The sequence below is a fragment of the Sporosarcina sp. SG10008 genome (genome assembly GCF_044569405.1).
GTDB classification, from domain to species: domain Bacteria; phylum Bacillota; class Bacilli; order Bacillales_A; family Planococcaceae; genus Sporosarcina; species Sporosarcina psychrophila.
Genome location: NZ_CP172607.1, coordinates 497,798 through 511,884 on the forward strand (window position 1 = coordinate 497,798; position 14,087 = coordinate 511,884).

The following is a 14,087-nucleotide window of genomic DNA, read 5'->3' on the forward strand; positions in this document are numbered from 1 at the left end:
CAAGGGGGAAAAAATGAATATTCTAATCGCAGATGATGAACCGCAAATGGTTAAGATACTGTCAGCATATTTCAAAGAGGAAGGCTTCAATGTCCTGGGAGCTAGGGATGGACAGGAAGCATTGAATATAGCTGAATCAACCAAGATTGACTTAGCCGTTTTAGATTGGATGATGCCAAAAATTGGTGGAATAGAAGTATGTAAATATATAAAGGGAAATAGTCAAACCAAAGTTCTGATATTAACAGCTAAAGGTCAACATGAAGATGAAATAAAGGCCTTAAATGGAGGGGCTGATGAATATATTAAGAAGCCATTTGATCCACGAATCGTAATATTAAGAGCTAAAAAGCTCCTGAACATTGGTGAGGAAATTAAATTCAGAGGTATTAGGATAAAGGAGAATGAAAAAAAAGCATATAAGAGCAATGAACCCTTACAACTTACCAAGATTGAATATGATTTATTACTGTTCTTCATTAATAATAGGGGTGTTATTTTATCGAGGGATAGGCTTATTGATATAGTTTGGGGTATGGATTATGAAGGGGATCATCGAACAGTAGATACTCACATCCGAAGATTAAGAACTAAAATAGGGGATGACCTTATCAAAACCTATAGAGGCATTGGGTACTGCCTGGAGGTGAAGGAAGATTAAAATCGGAAGCAAGTTTTCAGTTGGCATATCATCCATTGTAATTTGCACGTTTATTTTTTCAATACTCATAAATATATTCCTGGTAGACAGATATTACATTTATGAGCAAAGAAAGGTTTTAGACAAGGTAGCTAACGAGATAATCAGTGTACCTGAAAGTGGTTTCTTAAACGAATTGAAACAGATAGAAGAAGAGTACGCCGTAACTATTGTTCATTCAGAGATTAGTGGAAGTTTGAATCAACTTAATGAAAAAATAAAATTAGAATTTGAAATGAAAAAAATAAAGTTAAATAAATTTTGGATTACTGAAAGTACGTTAACTACTTTGCAGGAGAAAAGCGTCAATAAGATATACGATCAAGGTGTAAGCAAATATAAAGTTTTAACTAAATTTATAAAAATTGATAATACGATTATCGCCATAGGATTACCATTACCACATATGGAAGAAGCAATCATAATCATAAATAGATTTAATCTATTTTTGATGACCATTTCAGTCATATTAATTGTTTTCTTAGTAGTAATCATATCTAAAAAAATTACAAGGCCTTTAGAATCCTTGAAAAGTTTGTCTCAAGATATAGCTAATTTAAAGTTCAGGAAAGAAGAGATTACAACCAATGATGAGGTAGGAGAACTTGCGAAAAGTATAAACAGTATGAGTGGAAAATTAGAGAAAGCCCATAATGAAATCAATGGCCAAAATAAGCGATTGAAAGAATTAATGTCAGATGTGTCCCATGAACTAAAAACGCCACTATCAATAATGAAAGTGTATGAACAGGGGATAGTGGACGGTTTGGATGACGGAACATTTAGAGATGTAATTGAAGAACAGATTGAGAAAATGGATGTATTAATTGAGAAGCTTCTGTTTTGGACAGAGTTAGAAAATAGTTCATTAAACAAATCTACTTTTGATTTAGGTAAAAGGGTTATAGACATGACGGGAAAATACATGCTGATACTACAGGAAAACTGTATTGATTTTTCATTAAATGTAGATGCGGACAAGGAATATTTTATCAATGCAGAAAAAGAAGCAATAGATGTTGTACTCGATAATTTAATTACTAATGCTATTAAATATTCCGATGATAAGCGTATTGAAATTACATTAACTATAGACACTAATATCGTCAAGCTTACGATTGCTAACGGGGTTGGCGCAATTGACGAAAATGATTTAGAACATATATGGAGACCTTTTTATGTATTAGAAAAATCAAGAAGTAAGGAGCTTTCAGGTACAGGTTTGGGCTTACCTATTATCAAGACCATTTTGGATAATCACAAGTTGGATTTTGGGTTTGAATTAAAAAATAATAAGTTAGCTTTTTTTGTAACATTCGCGTAACACACCCCGGTTACTCTAGTTATGGAGGTGTGATACATGAAAAAAATTCTATCAATCATGTTAATTGCTGCAATTGTAACAAGTGTTCTAGTAGGGTGTGTGAACGACAAAAAGATACCAATCAAAGAGGTTAATTCAGGAAAAGATAATGTGGATTTTAACTTTAGTGTGGATCCAGAGACCCTTGCGTTTGAGGTGGAGTCCAATGGAATTACTGAAAGAGCATCGGAACCACTGGAGAAAATGAAAGTTTCAAATTTAAAAGACAGTGGAGATACTATAACTTGGACCTATTTAGAAAAGGCAATTGATGTTGAAATAGAAAAAAAAGATAAGTATGTAGATGTAACCATAAAATCCAACAAAGATGAAGACAACATGTTTGCATGGCCAAAAGTGAAAGGTGATGGATATATGCTCCCATTAAATCAAGGGAAGCATATTCCAAGCAATGATCCAGTCTGGAAAGATTATTTAAGTGAAGAAAAAATGAAGGTGATTGAGGCTTTCTCTATGCAGTTTTTTGCAGTTGATAAAAGTGCGTATTCGCTAGTCTATATAATTAAAAATCCTTATAATAGTGAAGTTGTTTTTAATACAGAAAATGATATTGAGTTTACTTTTAATCATGAGTTTCCAGCGATTAATAAAGTGAAGGAATATGGTTTTAGAATATATGTAACGGAAAAAAATCCAGCAGATGTTGCAAAGACCTATAAAAAGTATTTGGTTGAACAGGGTGACTTCAAAAGCTTGGCGGATAAGGCTAAAGAAAATAGTGAAATTGAAAAGCTTTACGGTGCACCCCATGCTTATTTTTGGGACAGAACTGTTATTTCAGAGGAAAATATAAAATGGGCAAAACTAAGAGACAGTTTCCCCGAAAAACTGAGATTATGGATTCAGGAGTTATTAACTACTAAAGTTGAAGATGGATCAGATCTTTCATCGGCCTTTGATGATTTAAATAACTTAGATTATGTAGACAAATACACTAAAAATAGAATAGTAAAAGGCTTAAGTGCCGTAATGCAACTAAAAGAATTCTATAATCCGGAAATATTTACTGAAACAGATAAAGAAACTCAGGGGCTATTAAACAGGAAAATAGAAAATTTAAATCCTGTTGAATTAATTGACCTAAATAAGAGATTATTAAAAAGCGTACTTGGAAATGTAGTTGACCCAATAGAGAAGTGGGCAGATGCAAATACTGTAGATGTGATAAAAGATATGAAGGATTCAGGGTTAGAAAATATGTGGATTGGACTTGATGACTGGCAGGAAGGATTTATTAAACCAGAGTTAGTAAAAGAAGCAGAAGACCTTGGCTATTTAATTGGCACCTATGATTCGTATCATTCAATCCATGAACCCGGTAAAGAGAAGTGGGAAACTGCTAAGTTTAGGGATACTTCACTTTACGAGAATGCAACTGTAACCAATAAAGATGGAAACAAGATTGAAGGATTCCAAGGTGAAGGTAGAAAGTTGAATCCGACGCTTGCAATGCCTAGTGTAGAAGAAAGAATAACTTCGATTCTAGATACTGGTCTAGCATTTAACTCATGGTTTCTAGACACCGATGGCACTGGGGAGATCTATGATGACTATTCGCCAGAACATATTACTACTGAAAAGGATGATATCCAGGCTAGAATTAAGAGAATGGAGTATCTGCAACAAGAATGGGATATGGTAGTTGGAACTGAAGGCGGAAATGATTTTGCAAACAAAACGATTGCCTTTGCACATGGAATAGAAACGCCAGCATTTTCTTGGATGGATGAGGATATGAAAACAAATAAAGAAAGTGAGTACTATGTAGGGAGATACTATTCGAGTAACGGCGGAGTTCCCGAACTGTTTTCTAAACAAATACCTGTAAAGGATAAATACAAGAAGTTATTTTTGGATTCAAACTACACGATCCCATTGTATAAGTTGGTTTACAACGATTCAGTAATCACGACTTATTGGTGGGGATGGGGAACCTTAAAATTGGAAGATGAAATATCAAATAGGATGTTGTATGAGATACTTTATAATGTACCTCCTTTATATCATATAGATAAAAACGAGTGGAAAAAACATAAAGAAACAATCGTAAGACATTCTAAGGTATGGTCAAATTTTAGCGAAAAAGCAATAACAGAAGAAATGACGGATTTTAAAATCATATCAGATGATAGATTAGTTCAAATGACTGAATATGGTGAAACATTAAGTGTAGTAGCCAATTTTTCAGAAGATGAATTTAATTATCTAGGCGAGACAATACCAGAAAAGTCATTATTAATTATTGATGGAAAGAGTAAAAGTATCTATACGCCGAAAAATTAGATGTTGCATTTAGCACATTTTAATTGCTTATTTTTAATGAGACTTAAAAATAAATCAGATGACTTTTGACATGGAGATATTTGTGATGAATATCCGTTATTTACTGATCGATACGCCTGAAACGAACACCACCTTCGACTTGGGAAGCAGCCGTTCGGAGAGGAAGCGAAAGAACGTACTCATGAGCTATTCAACAGCGGATAGCGAGAACTATCCAAACGGCGTAAAGAGAAAGCATCCCGCCTATTCGGAAAAGGGGTGGCTTTACGTGTGAACGTTGATTTTATTGAGGATTCCCATTGAACCCCGAATTGTGTTAGAATCCGTTACTCAAAATGAAAGAGATGAGAATGACAGCAATAATGCTGTCATTCTCATCTCTTTCTAATTAAAAGGTGGTTGACCAAACTACCCTTTTTTTTATTGAACATTCTCGATTCCATGAAAGTAAAGACGATAATTCTTTTGAACTTCTTCTTGGTTTTTCACTTTCAACTTACCTTCATATAGGGATTCCCCTGTTATTAAATCGCCTATAAAAATGGTATGCCCATTAGTTGTTGCATGAATAATATAGAATTTTCCATTCATTACCTTAATGTAAGGAGCCTCTTCATCATCCTTATTATCTACTAAATCAAATGATAGTTTTTTGCCCCATTTGTCGCTTTCAATATCATACTGATTGACTTCTATACCATTAGCTGTCTGTGAAGGAATAAAGAGTGTAGAATTAGAGATAGCGGATGAACCACCTATAGATCCAAGTGTTTCATCAGAAGCAACAACTTTTTTCGATTGATTAGTTTCTATATCGTAAACGATGAATTCATTCGCGACTAATTTCGGTTCACCGTCTCTATAGATTTTTTCATCTTCAAAAGCCTCAATTTTAACTAGAAGGTATTTTTGTCGCTGAATAGAATAATTATCATTTATGATTCTTAAATCAGAATAACCATTCTCTACCGTCGGAGTAGAAGCAATCGTGTCATCACTTACAAGCTTTTGCTCTTCCATATCAAATGTATAGACTCGTAATTCATCTCTAACACTACCACCTATACGAGAAGCCCGTGTAATGACCTTTAATTCACTATCTATTACTTGAACTTCCTCAACTTGCATCCAACCGTAATTTTCTTTTTCGGATACATCCAACTGGATTGACGTAATTTCGTCCGTTTTTTTAGTTAACACTTCAATATCAAAGCTAAAATCATTCATATGGGCATATGCCACTAAATTTTCGTCTTCAAAAAAAAGATGCGGGCTTAAATCCTTACTTCGCATAAAATTCCTATGTTTTTCTACCAATTCTTCAAGATAATTCGGAACACCCAATCTAGATAACTTTTGTGAAAAAGATAAATTAGTTGGTTTGATTGTTTCTTCACTTGTAACTTGTAAAGGTTGATACAGGCGGTGATTATTTCCTGAATAATCACAGTATAATACTATATTTTGCAACTCATCCTCATTGCCATTTACTTTTTCAAAATCAATTTTTATATGCTCATTTGTAGCTAAACTTGATTGTATATAAAAAGTTCCAATCACAATTAGCGTAATCAAACAAATCGAAATGATTTTCCAATAACGTTTCACTTATGTAACCTCCCATCAAACTCTTATTTTATTCTTTAGTAGAAAATTACCTATCCAAATGGCGCAAGCTAAAACGAGAAGACCTGCTACTAGTTCCAGGAAAAATAGTTCTATTGGATAAAAATAATTTCTTAAGATGAACCCATTAACGAATAGAGGTGCAAAGAAGATTAAAAGGGAACCAACACAATAGAGAACGCCATAAATAATCCCTTTAATACGGAAAGAACGTTCAAACAAAATCGCCGTAAAAACAATACACACCGCTAGCATTCCGCCAGCATAATAAAGAACAAACTCTATAAAAAAACTTGGCAATAATACGTTTAAATTGTGGAGGTTAGTAATTTCATAAATCGAAAGATCGGTACGAAACTCACTTGGTACCACCCACTGTAAAACTTGACTTTCAACTGGCAATAATACTAGTTGTAATGCAACAAGACCTAAAACGAAGAGTAAAATCGTTGTAGCCTTTGCAAAAAAAATAGTAATGCGTGCTGTTGGCAACATGAGTAAACGATAACTAAATGTATTTTTTCCAAGCCAATCACGATACCAAATAAAAAAGACATAGATTATTAATACTACAACACAAAGCATAATGGGGAGCAGAAACCAAGCTGCCTGTGTAAAATTATAGAAAGAGATATTCCCATATTGTTCGATAAACTGGTCCTTCGTCATTAAATCCTTATACATTAATTCATTTGCCCGATTTAAATAGGCCCGTGATTGAACAATCACCCCAATGATTTGCGAAAGAATCGTAATGCCAAGTAAAACGAGGTAAAGCTTTAAAAATCTATTCACTTCGAAATTGACTAACTTCAAATAACGATTCATGCTTGATACACCTCTCTCATTACATCGATTACCGATTTCCCCTCTTTTTCTCTTACTTCTTCTGTATCGAATTCTTTTAAAACTACGCCGTCATCTAGTAAAACAACTTTATCAATTAAATGTTCGATATCATTAATTTCATGTGTCGTGATAATAACGCCACGATTTTCAATTAAATGACTCGTAAATACATTGGCAATTTGCTCACGGCTAAATATATCAATTCCTGAAAATGGTTCGTCCATTAAGACATAATCGACATCCATTGCCAAACCAAGTATAAGGTTCACTTTTGCGGAATTGCCTTTTGAGAGTTCAGAAATACGATCCGTTTCGTTTAGTTTGAAAAACTGGAGCAGTTCAGTGGCACGTTCCTGATTCCAACAGTTGTAAAAATCAGTCATAAATACAAAGGCGTCCCGTATTCGCATTTGCGGTAACATCGTTATTGTATCTGGTATAAAGGTGATTTTTTCATAACTCCCTTTATGAATTTTTTCACCATCAATGAGGATTTCACCTCCATTAATAGGAGTTAAAGCCATAATTGCTTTCATAATTGTTGTTTTCCCAACACCATTAATGCCAATTAGACAAGTGATTTTCCCTTTTTCAGCAGTAAAAGAAACGCCATTTAATACTTTTTTCCTGCCGAACTTTTTTGTTATTTTTTTTATTTCAATCACAAAGATCCCCCCATTTAATTATTTTCCCTTTCATACGTATTCTTCACTAAATCCAAAGCCTCGTGTACAGGAACATTGATGGATCGAACCGAATGAACAAACGTATCTACAGCCTCTAAAATCAATTCTTCTCTTACTATTTTGAGCATCTGCGCATCCCTCGTAATGCGACTTGGCAAATTCCCCTCCGTAAAAATCAACCCTTGTTCCTCCATTTCTTTATACGCTCGCTGCGCCGTATTTGGATTAATTTTCAGCTGATTAGCGAGTTCCCTTCTCGATGGAATCTCCTGACCCGGTTCAAAGTAACCTGTTGCAATTTGTTCTTTAAATTGCCGAATCACTTGCACATAAACAGGATCACGATTATTAAACTTTATATCCATAAACCCAACTCCTAAAAAAAACATAATGGTTTTACGCCTAACCTGTACTAAGGGGGTGATACAGTGTTGGCAAAAATAATGGACGAAACACTAGTTACGATGACTGTATTAAGTGTCTAATACTTTTGCGATAAAAGAATGCGTCTAGAAAAGCAATATTATGTATTAAAGCATTTATACAGTAATCGCAAAGAAATGCCACGTAATACATTCACCTGTCCTACAAACAATGTGTATTAATTGGTTGATACACATTACAATTTGTATTATATCCTTAATACACTTTTACTGTCAACCAAGAATATCCATTTCTTCTTGTTCGATGGTTCTTATTGAGTTCTAAATTGCGTTAGACGTTGGTTGTTATCTGAATTTCGAGAAACGTGCAACACTTAATCTTTTTGCGAAACTCCTTGACATGCCCGCTAAACGTGATAAGATTCAAATCAATTACTTTTGTACAAAAGATAATCATTAAAATTGAATATATTTGAGAGATGGTCCAGTAATCATATTGTGAGCAGCAGCAAGAGACTGAATGGTAGGTGTGAATTCAGGCAGCAATATGTATGAAGTACGCCATCCGATTTTCTCAACAACTAATGAAGTGGATGGCCAGTCCAGAACTGGTTCATCAATTAGGGTGGTAACGCGGAGAGCTTCTTCGTCCCTTTCCAAGGGATTGAAGGGGCTTTTTTGTATCCAAAAATAATACACAGTTTTAAACCATCGAGGAGGATTTCATCATGTTTCGAATAAAGGAAGTTATTTCACCCACATTTCTAGAGGCGATAACACTTATAGCAGCAATTGTAACGATAATTAGTGTTAGTATTGTTCAGTTTGGTGCAGTTCCACATTTGCCAATTTTGTTTTCAATATTACTATTAATTTGCTATGGTCTGCTCAAAAAGGTTTCGTACCGCAAACTTGAAGGTGGCCTGGTCGAAGGAGCAGGAGCGGGTATGAGTGCAGTATTCCTGTTTTTCTTCATCGGTATTTTAGTTAGTAGTTGGATCATGAGTGGGACGATACCGACGCTAATCTATACCGGGTTTAATCTAATTACACCGTCATTTTTCTTTGCAATTGTTTTTGTTGTTACTGCAATTGTTGGTGTTTCAATCGGTAGTTCGTTGACGACGGTAGCAACAGTAGGGGTAGCATTTATTGGGATGGCGACTATGCTCGATTTGTCACTGCCTATAGCGGCGGGTGCAATTGTTTCCGGAGCATTTTTTGGAGATAAGATGTCACCCCTGTCGGATACGACAAACCTGGCCTCATCCATTGTTGACGTCAATTTGTTTGAACATATTCGAAATATGGGTTGGACGACAATCCCGGCATTTATTTTATCGCTGATTATCTTCGCTTTATTATCACCAAGTGTCACATTAAGCGATGTTGATAAAATTGCCTATTTCCAAGATGGCTTGTTGGAAACAGGGATGATTCACTGGTATACGGTGATTCCTCTTGTTGTTCTCTTTGTTCTGACGATAATGAAAGTCCCGGCGTTAATGACATTGGCGTTAAGTTCCATCAGTGCGATTATCATTTCCTATTTCCATCAGAGTTTCAGTGCTCCAGAAGTGTTTAAGATTTTATTCGAAGGCTTTGTTTCAACGACAGGAATCAAAGACATTGACGAATTACTTACTCGTGGTGGCATGCAAAGTATGATGTTTACAATTGGTTTGGTGTTGTTGGCACTTAGTATGGGGGGATTGTTATTTACACTAGGAATTGTCCAATGTCTACTCGGGAAAATTGAAAGTCTTTTGAAGAAAGTTTCCTCTGTCATTGCAGCGTCTGCGTTAACGGCGATTGGGATTAATGTGTTGATTGGTGAACAGTATTTGTCGATATTATTGACAGGGCAAGCTTTCCAATCACAATATGAAAAAGTAGGGTTAGCGAATAAGAACTTGAGTAGAGTGATGGAAGATGCGGGCACGGTTGTCAATCCGTTAGTACCGTGGAGCGTTTGCGGTATTTTCATTACAGGTGTGTTGGGTGTCGCAACAGTAGACTATTTGCCATTCGCATTCTTTTGCCTGTTGTCTCCGATATTAACAGTTCTGTTTGGGTTTACTGGGAAAACATTGACGTATCTGACTGATGAAAAGGTAAAAGTGTAAAAAGCGAAGGAGCACACCTGTTAGGGAGTGCTCCTTCGCTTTTGGAAATTAATAAAACATTCAAAAGCCTATTATTTGTAGATTATGGAACCATTTGTACATGAACAACGTATAAGTAGTAGGGTTGTTCCATATTGTGGCGAATATAGGAGGTTATGTTGTATTTTAGGGCATATGAATTATGAGGCTTTATAAAAAAATGCATGGAGTTTATAAACAGATTTTCATAAGACGATGAAGGTATTTCAGAGGCTGATAAAGCGTATTTAGATAGAATATCAATACGAAACCGCTTCGGACTAGTCGCTATGTTAATGGCGGGGTTTCATTTACACTTGGGCCTGTTTACGGTTTTCTGCCTGTCATATCACTCGCTTTTTGCATGTTGACTTATAAGACTTTTGAATAAGGGGGGCAGTTATATTCATGAAAATCGGTCGATTAGTACTCTTTATAACTTTCCTTCTATTGGTAGTATCAGGCTGTCAAGAAGCTTATAAAGGAAATCCCACGCCGAAAGATTTTCTTGGAAGTAGTGATGCGGATATTTTTGTTTTAGATAGTATCGTCTACTCGAAGGCTCGAGATCTAGAATGGCTAAAAGAATTATCCTATGAATTGGGTGAGCAAGTGGGAGAAATAACAAAAAAGACGGACAAAGCATGGAACTTTAAAAGTGGTACATCTAATAAATTACCTGTTGGAACAAAGATATATAAAACGGATACGCCCGCATATATTGCAGTAGTAGACGGTAAGGAGATACCCTATCTAGGCATGTATGAAGGGTAGTTTTGGGTATTTTGTTGTAGTTAATGGACATTGGGGGGAAGTCAGAAATGAAAAGAGTAAATGTTGTCTATGCACTTATTTATAAAGAAGACGAGAAAAAAGTACTGATGGTCAATAACAAAGGTAGCGGCTGGTCTCTTCCCGGCGGTGACGTTGAAGATGGGGAAACGTTAGAGCTGGCAATTATTCGTGAAGCCCAAGAAGAAACAGGTTTGACAATTGAAGTTGACCGTATCGTGGCGGTGAATGAAGCATTTTTTAATGCAAAAGGGCATCACGCTTTATTTCTAACATTTAAAGCAACGATCGTATCCGGGGAATGCTCGATTCAAGACGAAGAAGAAATTTTAGAAATAAAGTGGGTAGATTTGCCGACAGCGAATGGCTTTATGCCTTATCATCCTGGCGGAGTAGAAAGAATGCTTAAATCATCTTCGGCTTATACAATTCAAGTGTAATGGGAGGGATGCTAGAAGATAGAATAGAATATGGGATTAGTCGATGGTGAAATGGAGTGGCAAGAGTTATGGAGAAAAGGTATATTCAAGAATTATTAAGCGTATTAGTTTATAGAGAATACGAAATTTGAACTTTTTCATTGGAGTAAGGAAAAGGAACTGATGAATATGGGGAGGAGTAACGACATGTCATTTGTCTCTTCAATTATTCAGGGCAATTTCTAAGTATTCTATAGGCTTTATAAACATTCTAGTTGATTAAAAAAATGGATTTTTACCGTTATCATAATTAATTCATATACTAAAAATAAATAACAAGGGGATGTAATGTATGGGACTGTTATTATATTTAATTATTGGGGGAATCATCGGTTGGTTTGCAGGGTTAGTCGCAGGTAAAGATATGCCGGGTGGACTCGTAGGAAATGTGATTGCTGGTATCATTGGTGCATGGATTGGAAGTAGGTTGCTAGGGAATTGGGGTCCGAAATTAGCTGATTTTTACATTGTTCCTGCCATTGTCGGAGCACTTATCATAGTGATTGTTGTTAGTTTCGTTATGAAATCCATGCGTAGGAGATATTAATCTCTTCATGATTGAAAGTTGTTTGATAGCTAGGAAATAAGAAAACGCTGACTAGTTAAGCTCAGCGTTTTTTAATCGTAGCTTAGAAAATCATAAGATCACGTACTGTGGATAAGCTGCAACATAGAGATTTTACGTCCAGACTCCAGCGCCTAGAGGCTCGGGTCATAAGTCGGTCCGGTTGTGCGGCAAAGAACGCCGCTTCGCCAGCCCGTCTTATGCCTGTCGCCCCTGAACAGGCACTTGCGCTTTTGTTCTTTAGAAAAGTAGGTATCGAATGTATTCGTTAATTATATAGTCGACACTTAACAATTAGAGTGTACTTCCAACACCGCTTTGTCGCTTGGTGATGGCCTCACGCAATAAGCCCGTCAGAAAGGGATGAACTGCATCCCTCCTTGGTCTATATTGCTCAGGTGCCTGCAGGATGCGGCGATATTGGTCTGCCTTTCATTAGTGTCGCTTCTTTGCTAGAATTGTTCGTTATACGGGTGAGGTATACCGCCTAGTTAATTCTAATAGGTAGTGCCGAATATATTAGTCCAGCGAAAACTTCTCTCTATAATTCGTCGCATCCTTCAATGCTTTCTCTTCTGCGGGAATCCGCACGGATAACATCCAAACATTCAGCAATGTGAAAATGATTGCTGTTAAATAAGCACCAAACATGAGGGGAAGCACCAAGAGCTCAGTCGTCACAATTACATAATTCGGATGGCGCACCCACTTATACGGGCCTTTCTGTACAACGTCTGCACCTGGTAAGATGATGATTTTTGTATTCCAGAACTTCCCGAGCGAAGTAAGGCACCAGATCCGTGCTACTTGCGCCGTTAGAAAAATGACGAGAAGTATAATCCATATTGATGACAGTGACTTGTCGAGCAGAATGACTTCTGCAAGAAGGGAAATGAAAAAGGCTATATGCATGGCAACCATAATGGGGTAGTGGGCGGCACCCGCTTCGAAAGCCCCTTGGCTGCGCATCCATTGCTCATTGCGTTTCGCAACAACAAGTTCAACAAGCCGCTGTAAGATAACGATTGAAATGACAATGGCAAATAGCATCTGCAAAACACCTCATTCCCATTTCAATAACAGCAGTTCACCACAAAATCCAGGGCCGAGTGCAGCCATTAGTCCATACTCACCGGCAGCAGGTTCACTTTCCATGAACTTCTCTAACACGTAAAGGATAGTAGGGGACGACATATTCCCATTGTGACGCAATACATCACGCGAAATATCCGTTTTGTTTTGATCAAATCCTAGGGCTGTTTCATATGCTTCAAGTATTTTTTTTCCACCAGGATGTGCGACGAAGTGTGAGATATCGTCTTTTGTTAGCCCATGATCACCGAGGAATTCATGGACGAAAGGTCCGAGCCAATTTGTTATGATAGCTGGAATGCTTTTTGAGAAAACAACATACAGTCCAGTGTTTTTCACATCCCAGCCCATAACATTTTCAGAATCGGGCATCAGTTTTGACGTGGTTGCAATAACCTTGGGCATCACTTTTTTGACCTTCACCGAAGATTTATCCCCAGAAACCAATGCGCAAGCAATCCCATCAGAAAATAGTGAGACACCTACTAGATTACTTTTTGAATAATCGTCTTTCTGAAACGTCAAACTGCATAATTCAGCAGAGAGTACAAGGACATTTGCTTCCGGAAAGGCAAGGCAATACTCATACGCCCTGCTGATTCCAGCGGCCCCTCCAGCACAACCAAGCCCCCAAATAGGAACACGTTTTGTATCATCCCGAAAAGGAAGCCGATTCATAATACGTGCTTCAATGCTTGGTGTTGAAATCCCACTGCTTGAGATGAAGTAAATGGCGTCAATCATTGACGGTTCAATCGGTTCATCAAGCATGCCATCCCCTTTGAGACATGACAGCACAGCTTGTACACCGAAATCGACAGTATGTTGAATGTATAAATTATTGCGCTCTTCAAAGTCATGCTCTTTTCCATACCATTCAATGGGCATACAGACATTCCGCGTTTCGATGTCGCCATTTTGAAAGACTTTTAAAAGCCTTTCAATATCATTATATTTCTTACTAAAAAGTGATCGGGTTAACTCAACTGCTTGTTGCTGTTTCACTTCATGAGGCGGTTTAAAAGTACTGACAGAAAGAATTTTTGGCATAGGCTACCTCCAGCTTCATTAATAGTACTCATTGCCTTAATATGACTTTATCAA

The 14,087-nt window shown here is 36.7% G+C and carries 13 protein-coding genes and 1 pseudogene; 8 read left to right on the forward strand and 6 right to left on the reverse strand.

Going from position 1 to position 14,087, the window contains the following annotated elements:
* Window positions 1–13: 13 nt before the first annotated feature.
* The 4 genes and pseudogenes from ACGLYD_RS02595 to ACGLYD_RS02610 all read left to right on the forward strand — a co-directional run.
* The gene (locus ACGLYD_RS02595) at window positions 14–661 is read left to right on the forward strand and encodes a response regulator transcription factor (RefSeq protein ID WP_067206628.1); all 648 of its coding nucleotides are present in this window, start codon (window positions 14–16) and stop codon (window positions 659–661) included.
* Window positions 662–836: 175 nt separating this feature from the next.
* A complete protein-coding gene (locus tag ACGLYD_RS02600) occupies window positions 837–2,024 on the forward strand; it encodes a cell wall metabolism sensor histidine kinase WalK (RefSeq protein WP_197485375.1) in 1,188 nt (395 codons plus the stop codon).
* A 36-nt stretch (window positions 2,025–2,060) separates the two neighbouring features.
* Window positions 2,061–4,367, forward strand: coding sequence for a glycoside hydrolase (locus ACGLYD_RS02605; RefSeq protein ID WP_399631177.1), 2,307 nt, complete (start codon window positions 2,061–2,063; stop codon window positions 4,365–4,367).
* Window positions 4,368–4,458: 91 nt separating this feature from the next.
* Window positions 4,459–4,568: pseudogene (locus ACGLYD_RS02610) on the forward strand (thermonuclease family protein); the annotation flags it as partial.
* A gap of 219 nt (window positions 4,569–4,787) precedes the next feature.
* Here the strand turns inward: ACGLYD_RS02610 and ACGLYD_RS02615 are convergent.
* From ACGLYD_RS02615 to ACGLYD_RS02630, 4 genes are read right to left on the reverse strand one after another with little or no spacing between them, the layout of a single operon-like run.
* A complete protein-coding gene (locus ACGLYD_RS02615) occupies window positions 4,788–5,975 on the reverse strand; it encodes a hypothetical protein (RefSeq protein WP_399631179.1) in 1,188 nt (395 codons plus the stop codon).
* 15 nt (window positions 5,976–5,990) lie between these two features.
* Window positions 5,991–6,821 (reverse strand): hypothetical protein, encoded by an 831-nt coding sequence (locus ACGLYD_RS02620; RefSeq protein ID WP_399631182.1) that lies wholly within the window; start codon window positions 6,819–6,821, stop codon window positions 5,991–5,993.
* On the reverse strand, window positions 6,818–7,507 hold the full coding sequence (locus tag ACGLYD_RS02625; RefSeq protein ID WP_399631184.1) for an ABC transporter ATP-binding protein: 690 nt from the start codon (window positions 7,505–7,507) through the stop codon (window positions 6,818–6,820). Before ACGLYD_RS02625 ends, ACGLYD_RS02620 begins: the two co-directional genes overlap by 4 nt.
* Before the next feature lie 14 nt (window positions 7,508–7,521).
* Entirely contained in the window at window positions 7,522–7,893 is a 372-nt protein-coding gene (locus tag ACGLYD_RS02630) for a GntR family transcriptional regulator (RefSeq protein ID WP_067206645.1), read from the reverse strand.
* A gap of 746 nt (window positions 7,894–8,639) precedes the next feature.
* On the opposite strand from ACGLYD_RS02630, the gene nhaC reads away from it, so the two are divergent.
* The 4 genes from nhaC (at window position 8,640) to ACGLYD_RS02650 (ending at window position 11,873) form a co-directional block, all read left to right on the forward strand.
* Complete coding sequence (gene nhaC, locus ACGLYD_RS02635) at window positions 8,640–10,037, forward strand: Na+/H+ antiporter NhaC (RefSeq protein ID WP_067206648.1); 1,398 nt, start codon at window positions 8,640–8,642, stop codon at window positions 10,035–10,037.
* Window positions 10,038–10,463: 426 nt separating this feature from the next.
* On the forward strand, window positions 10,464–10,829 hold the full coding sequence (locus tag ACGLYD_RS02640; RefSeq protein ID WP_399631188.1) for a hypothetical protein: 366 nt from the start codon (window positions 10,464–10,466) through the stop codon (window positions 10,827–10,829).
* Window positions 10,830–10,876: 47 nt separating this feature from the next.
* Window positions 10,877–11,287 carry an NUDIX hydrolase gene (locus ACGLYD_RS02645; RefSeq protein WP_399631191.1) on the forward strand — a complete coding sequence of 137 codons (411 nt, stop codon included), beginning with the start codon at window positions 10,877–10,879 and terminating at the stop codon, window positions 11,285–11,287.
* Between the two features lie 331 nt (window positions 11,288–11,618).
* Window positions 11,619–11,873, forward strand: coding sequence for a GlsB/YeaQ/YmgE family stress response membrane protein (locus tag ACGLYD_RS02650; protein WP_067206657.1), 255 nt, complete (start codon window positions 11,619–11,621; stop codon window positions 11,871–11,873).
* A gap of 537 nt (window positions 11,874–12,410) precedes the next feature.
* Here ACGLYD_RS02650 and ACGLYD_RS02655 read toward each other — a convergent pair.
* On the reverse strand, window positions 12,411–12,941 hold the full coding sequence (locus ACGLYD_RS02655) for an isoprenylcysteine carboxyl methyltransferase family protein (RefSeq protein ID WP_187046968.1): 531 nt from the start codon (window positions 12,939–12,941) through the stop codon (window positions 12,411–12,413).
* A gap of 12 nt (window positions 12,942–12,953) precedes the next feature.
* The gene (locus tag ACGLYD_RS02660; RefSeq protein ID WP_399631195.1) at window positions 12,954–14,033 is read right to left on the reverse strand and encodes a type III polyketide synthase; all 1,080 of its coding nucleotides are present in this window, start codon (window positions 14,031–14,033) and stop codon (window positions 12,954–12,956) included.
* Between the last annotated feature and the right edge of the window lie 54 nt (window positions 14,034–14,087).

Excerpts from the sequence above, each read along its gene's own strand:
- ACGLYD_RS02595 (WP_067206628.1), top strand. The coding sequence starts at position 14 with ATGAATATTCTAATCGCAGATGATGAACCGCAAATGGTTAAGATACTG.
- ACGLYD_RS02605 (WP_399631177.1), top strand. The coding sequence starts at position 2,061 with ATGAAAAAAATTCTATCAATCATGTTAATTGCTGCAATTGTAACAAGT.
- ACGLYD_RS02620 (WP_399631182.1), bottom strand. The coding sequence starts at position 6,821 with ATGAATCGTTATTTGAAGTTAGTCAATTTCGAAGTGAATAGATTTTTA.
- ACGLYD_RS02630 (WP_067206645.1), bottom strand. The coding sequence starts at position 7,893 with ATGGATATAAAGTTTAATAATCGTGATCCTGTTTATGTGCAAGTGATT.
- nhaC (WP_067206648.1), top strand. The coding sequence starts at position 8,640 with ATGTTTCGAATAAAGGAAGTTATTTCACCCACATTTCTAGAGGCGATA.
- ACGLYD_RS02640 (WP_399631188.1), top strand. The coding sequence starts at position 10,464 with ATGAAAATCGGTCGATTAGTACTCTTTATAACTTTCCTTCTATTGGTA.
- ACGLYD_RS02645 (WP_399631191.1), top strand. The coding sequence starts at position 10,877 with ATGAAAAGAGTAAATGTTGTCTATGCACTTATTTATAAAGAAGACGAG.
- ACGLYD_RS02650 (WP_067206657.1), top strand. The coding sequence starts at position 11,619 with ATGGGACTGTTATTATATTTAATTATTGGGGGAATCATCGGTTGGTTT.
- ACGLYD_RS02655 (WP_187046968.1), bottom strand. The coding sequence starts at position 12,941 with ATGCTATTTGCCATTGTCATTTCAATCGTTATCTTACAGCGGCTTGTT.
- ACGLYD_RS02660 (WP_399631195.1), bottom strand. The coding sequence starts at position 14,033 with ATGCCAAAAATTCTTTCTGTCAGTACTTTTAAACCGCCTCATGAAGTG.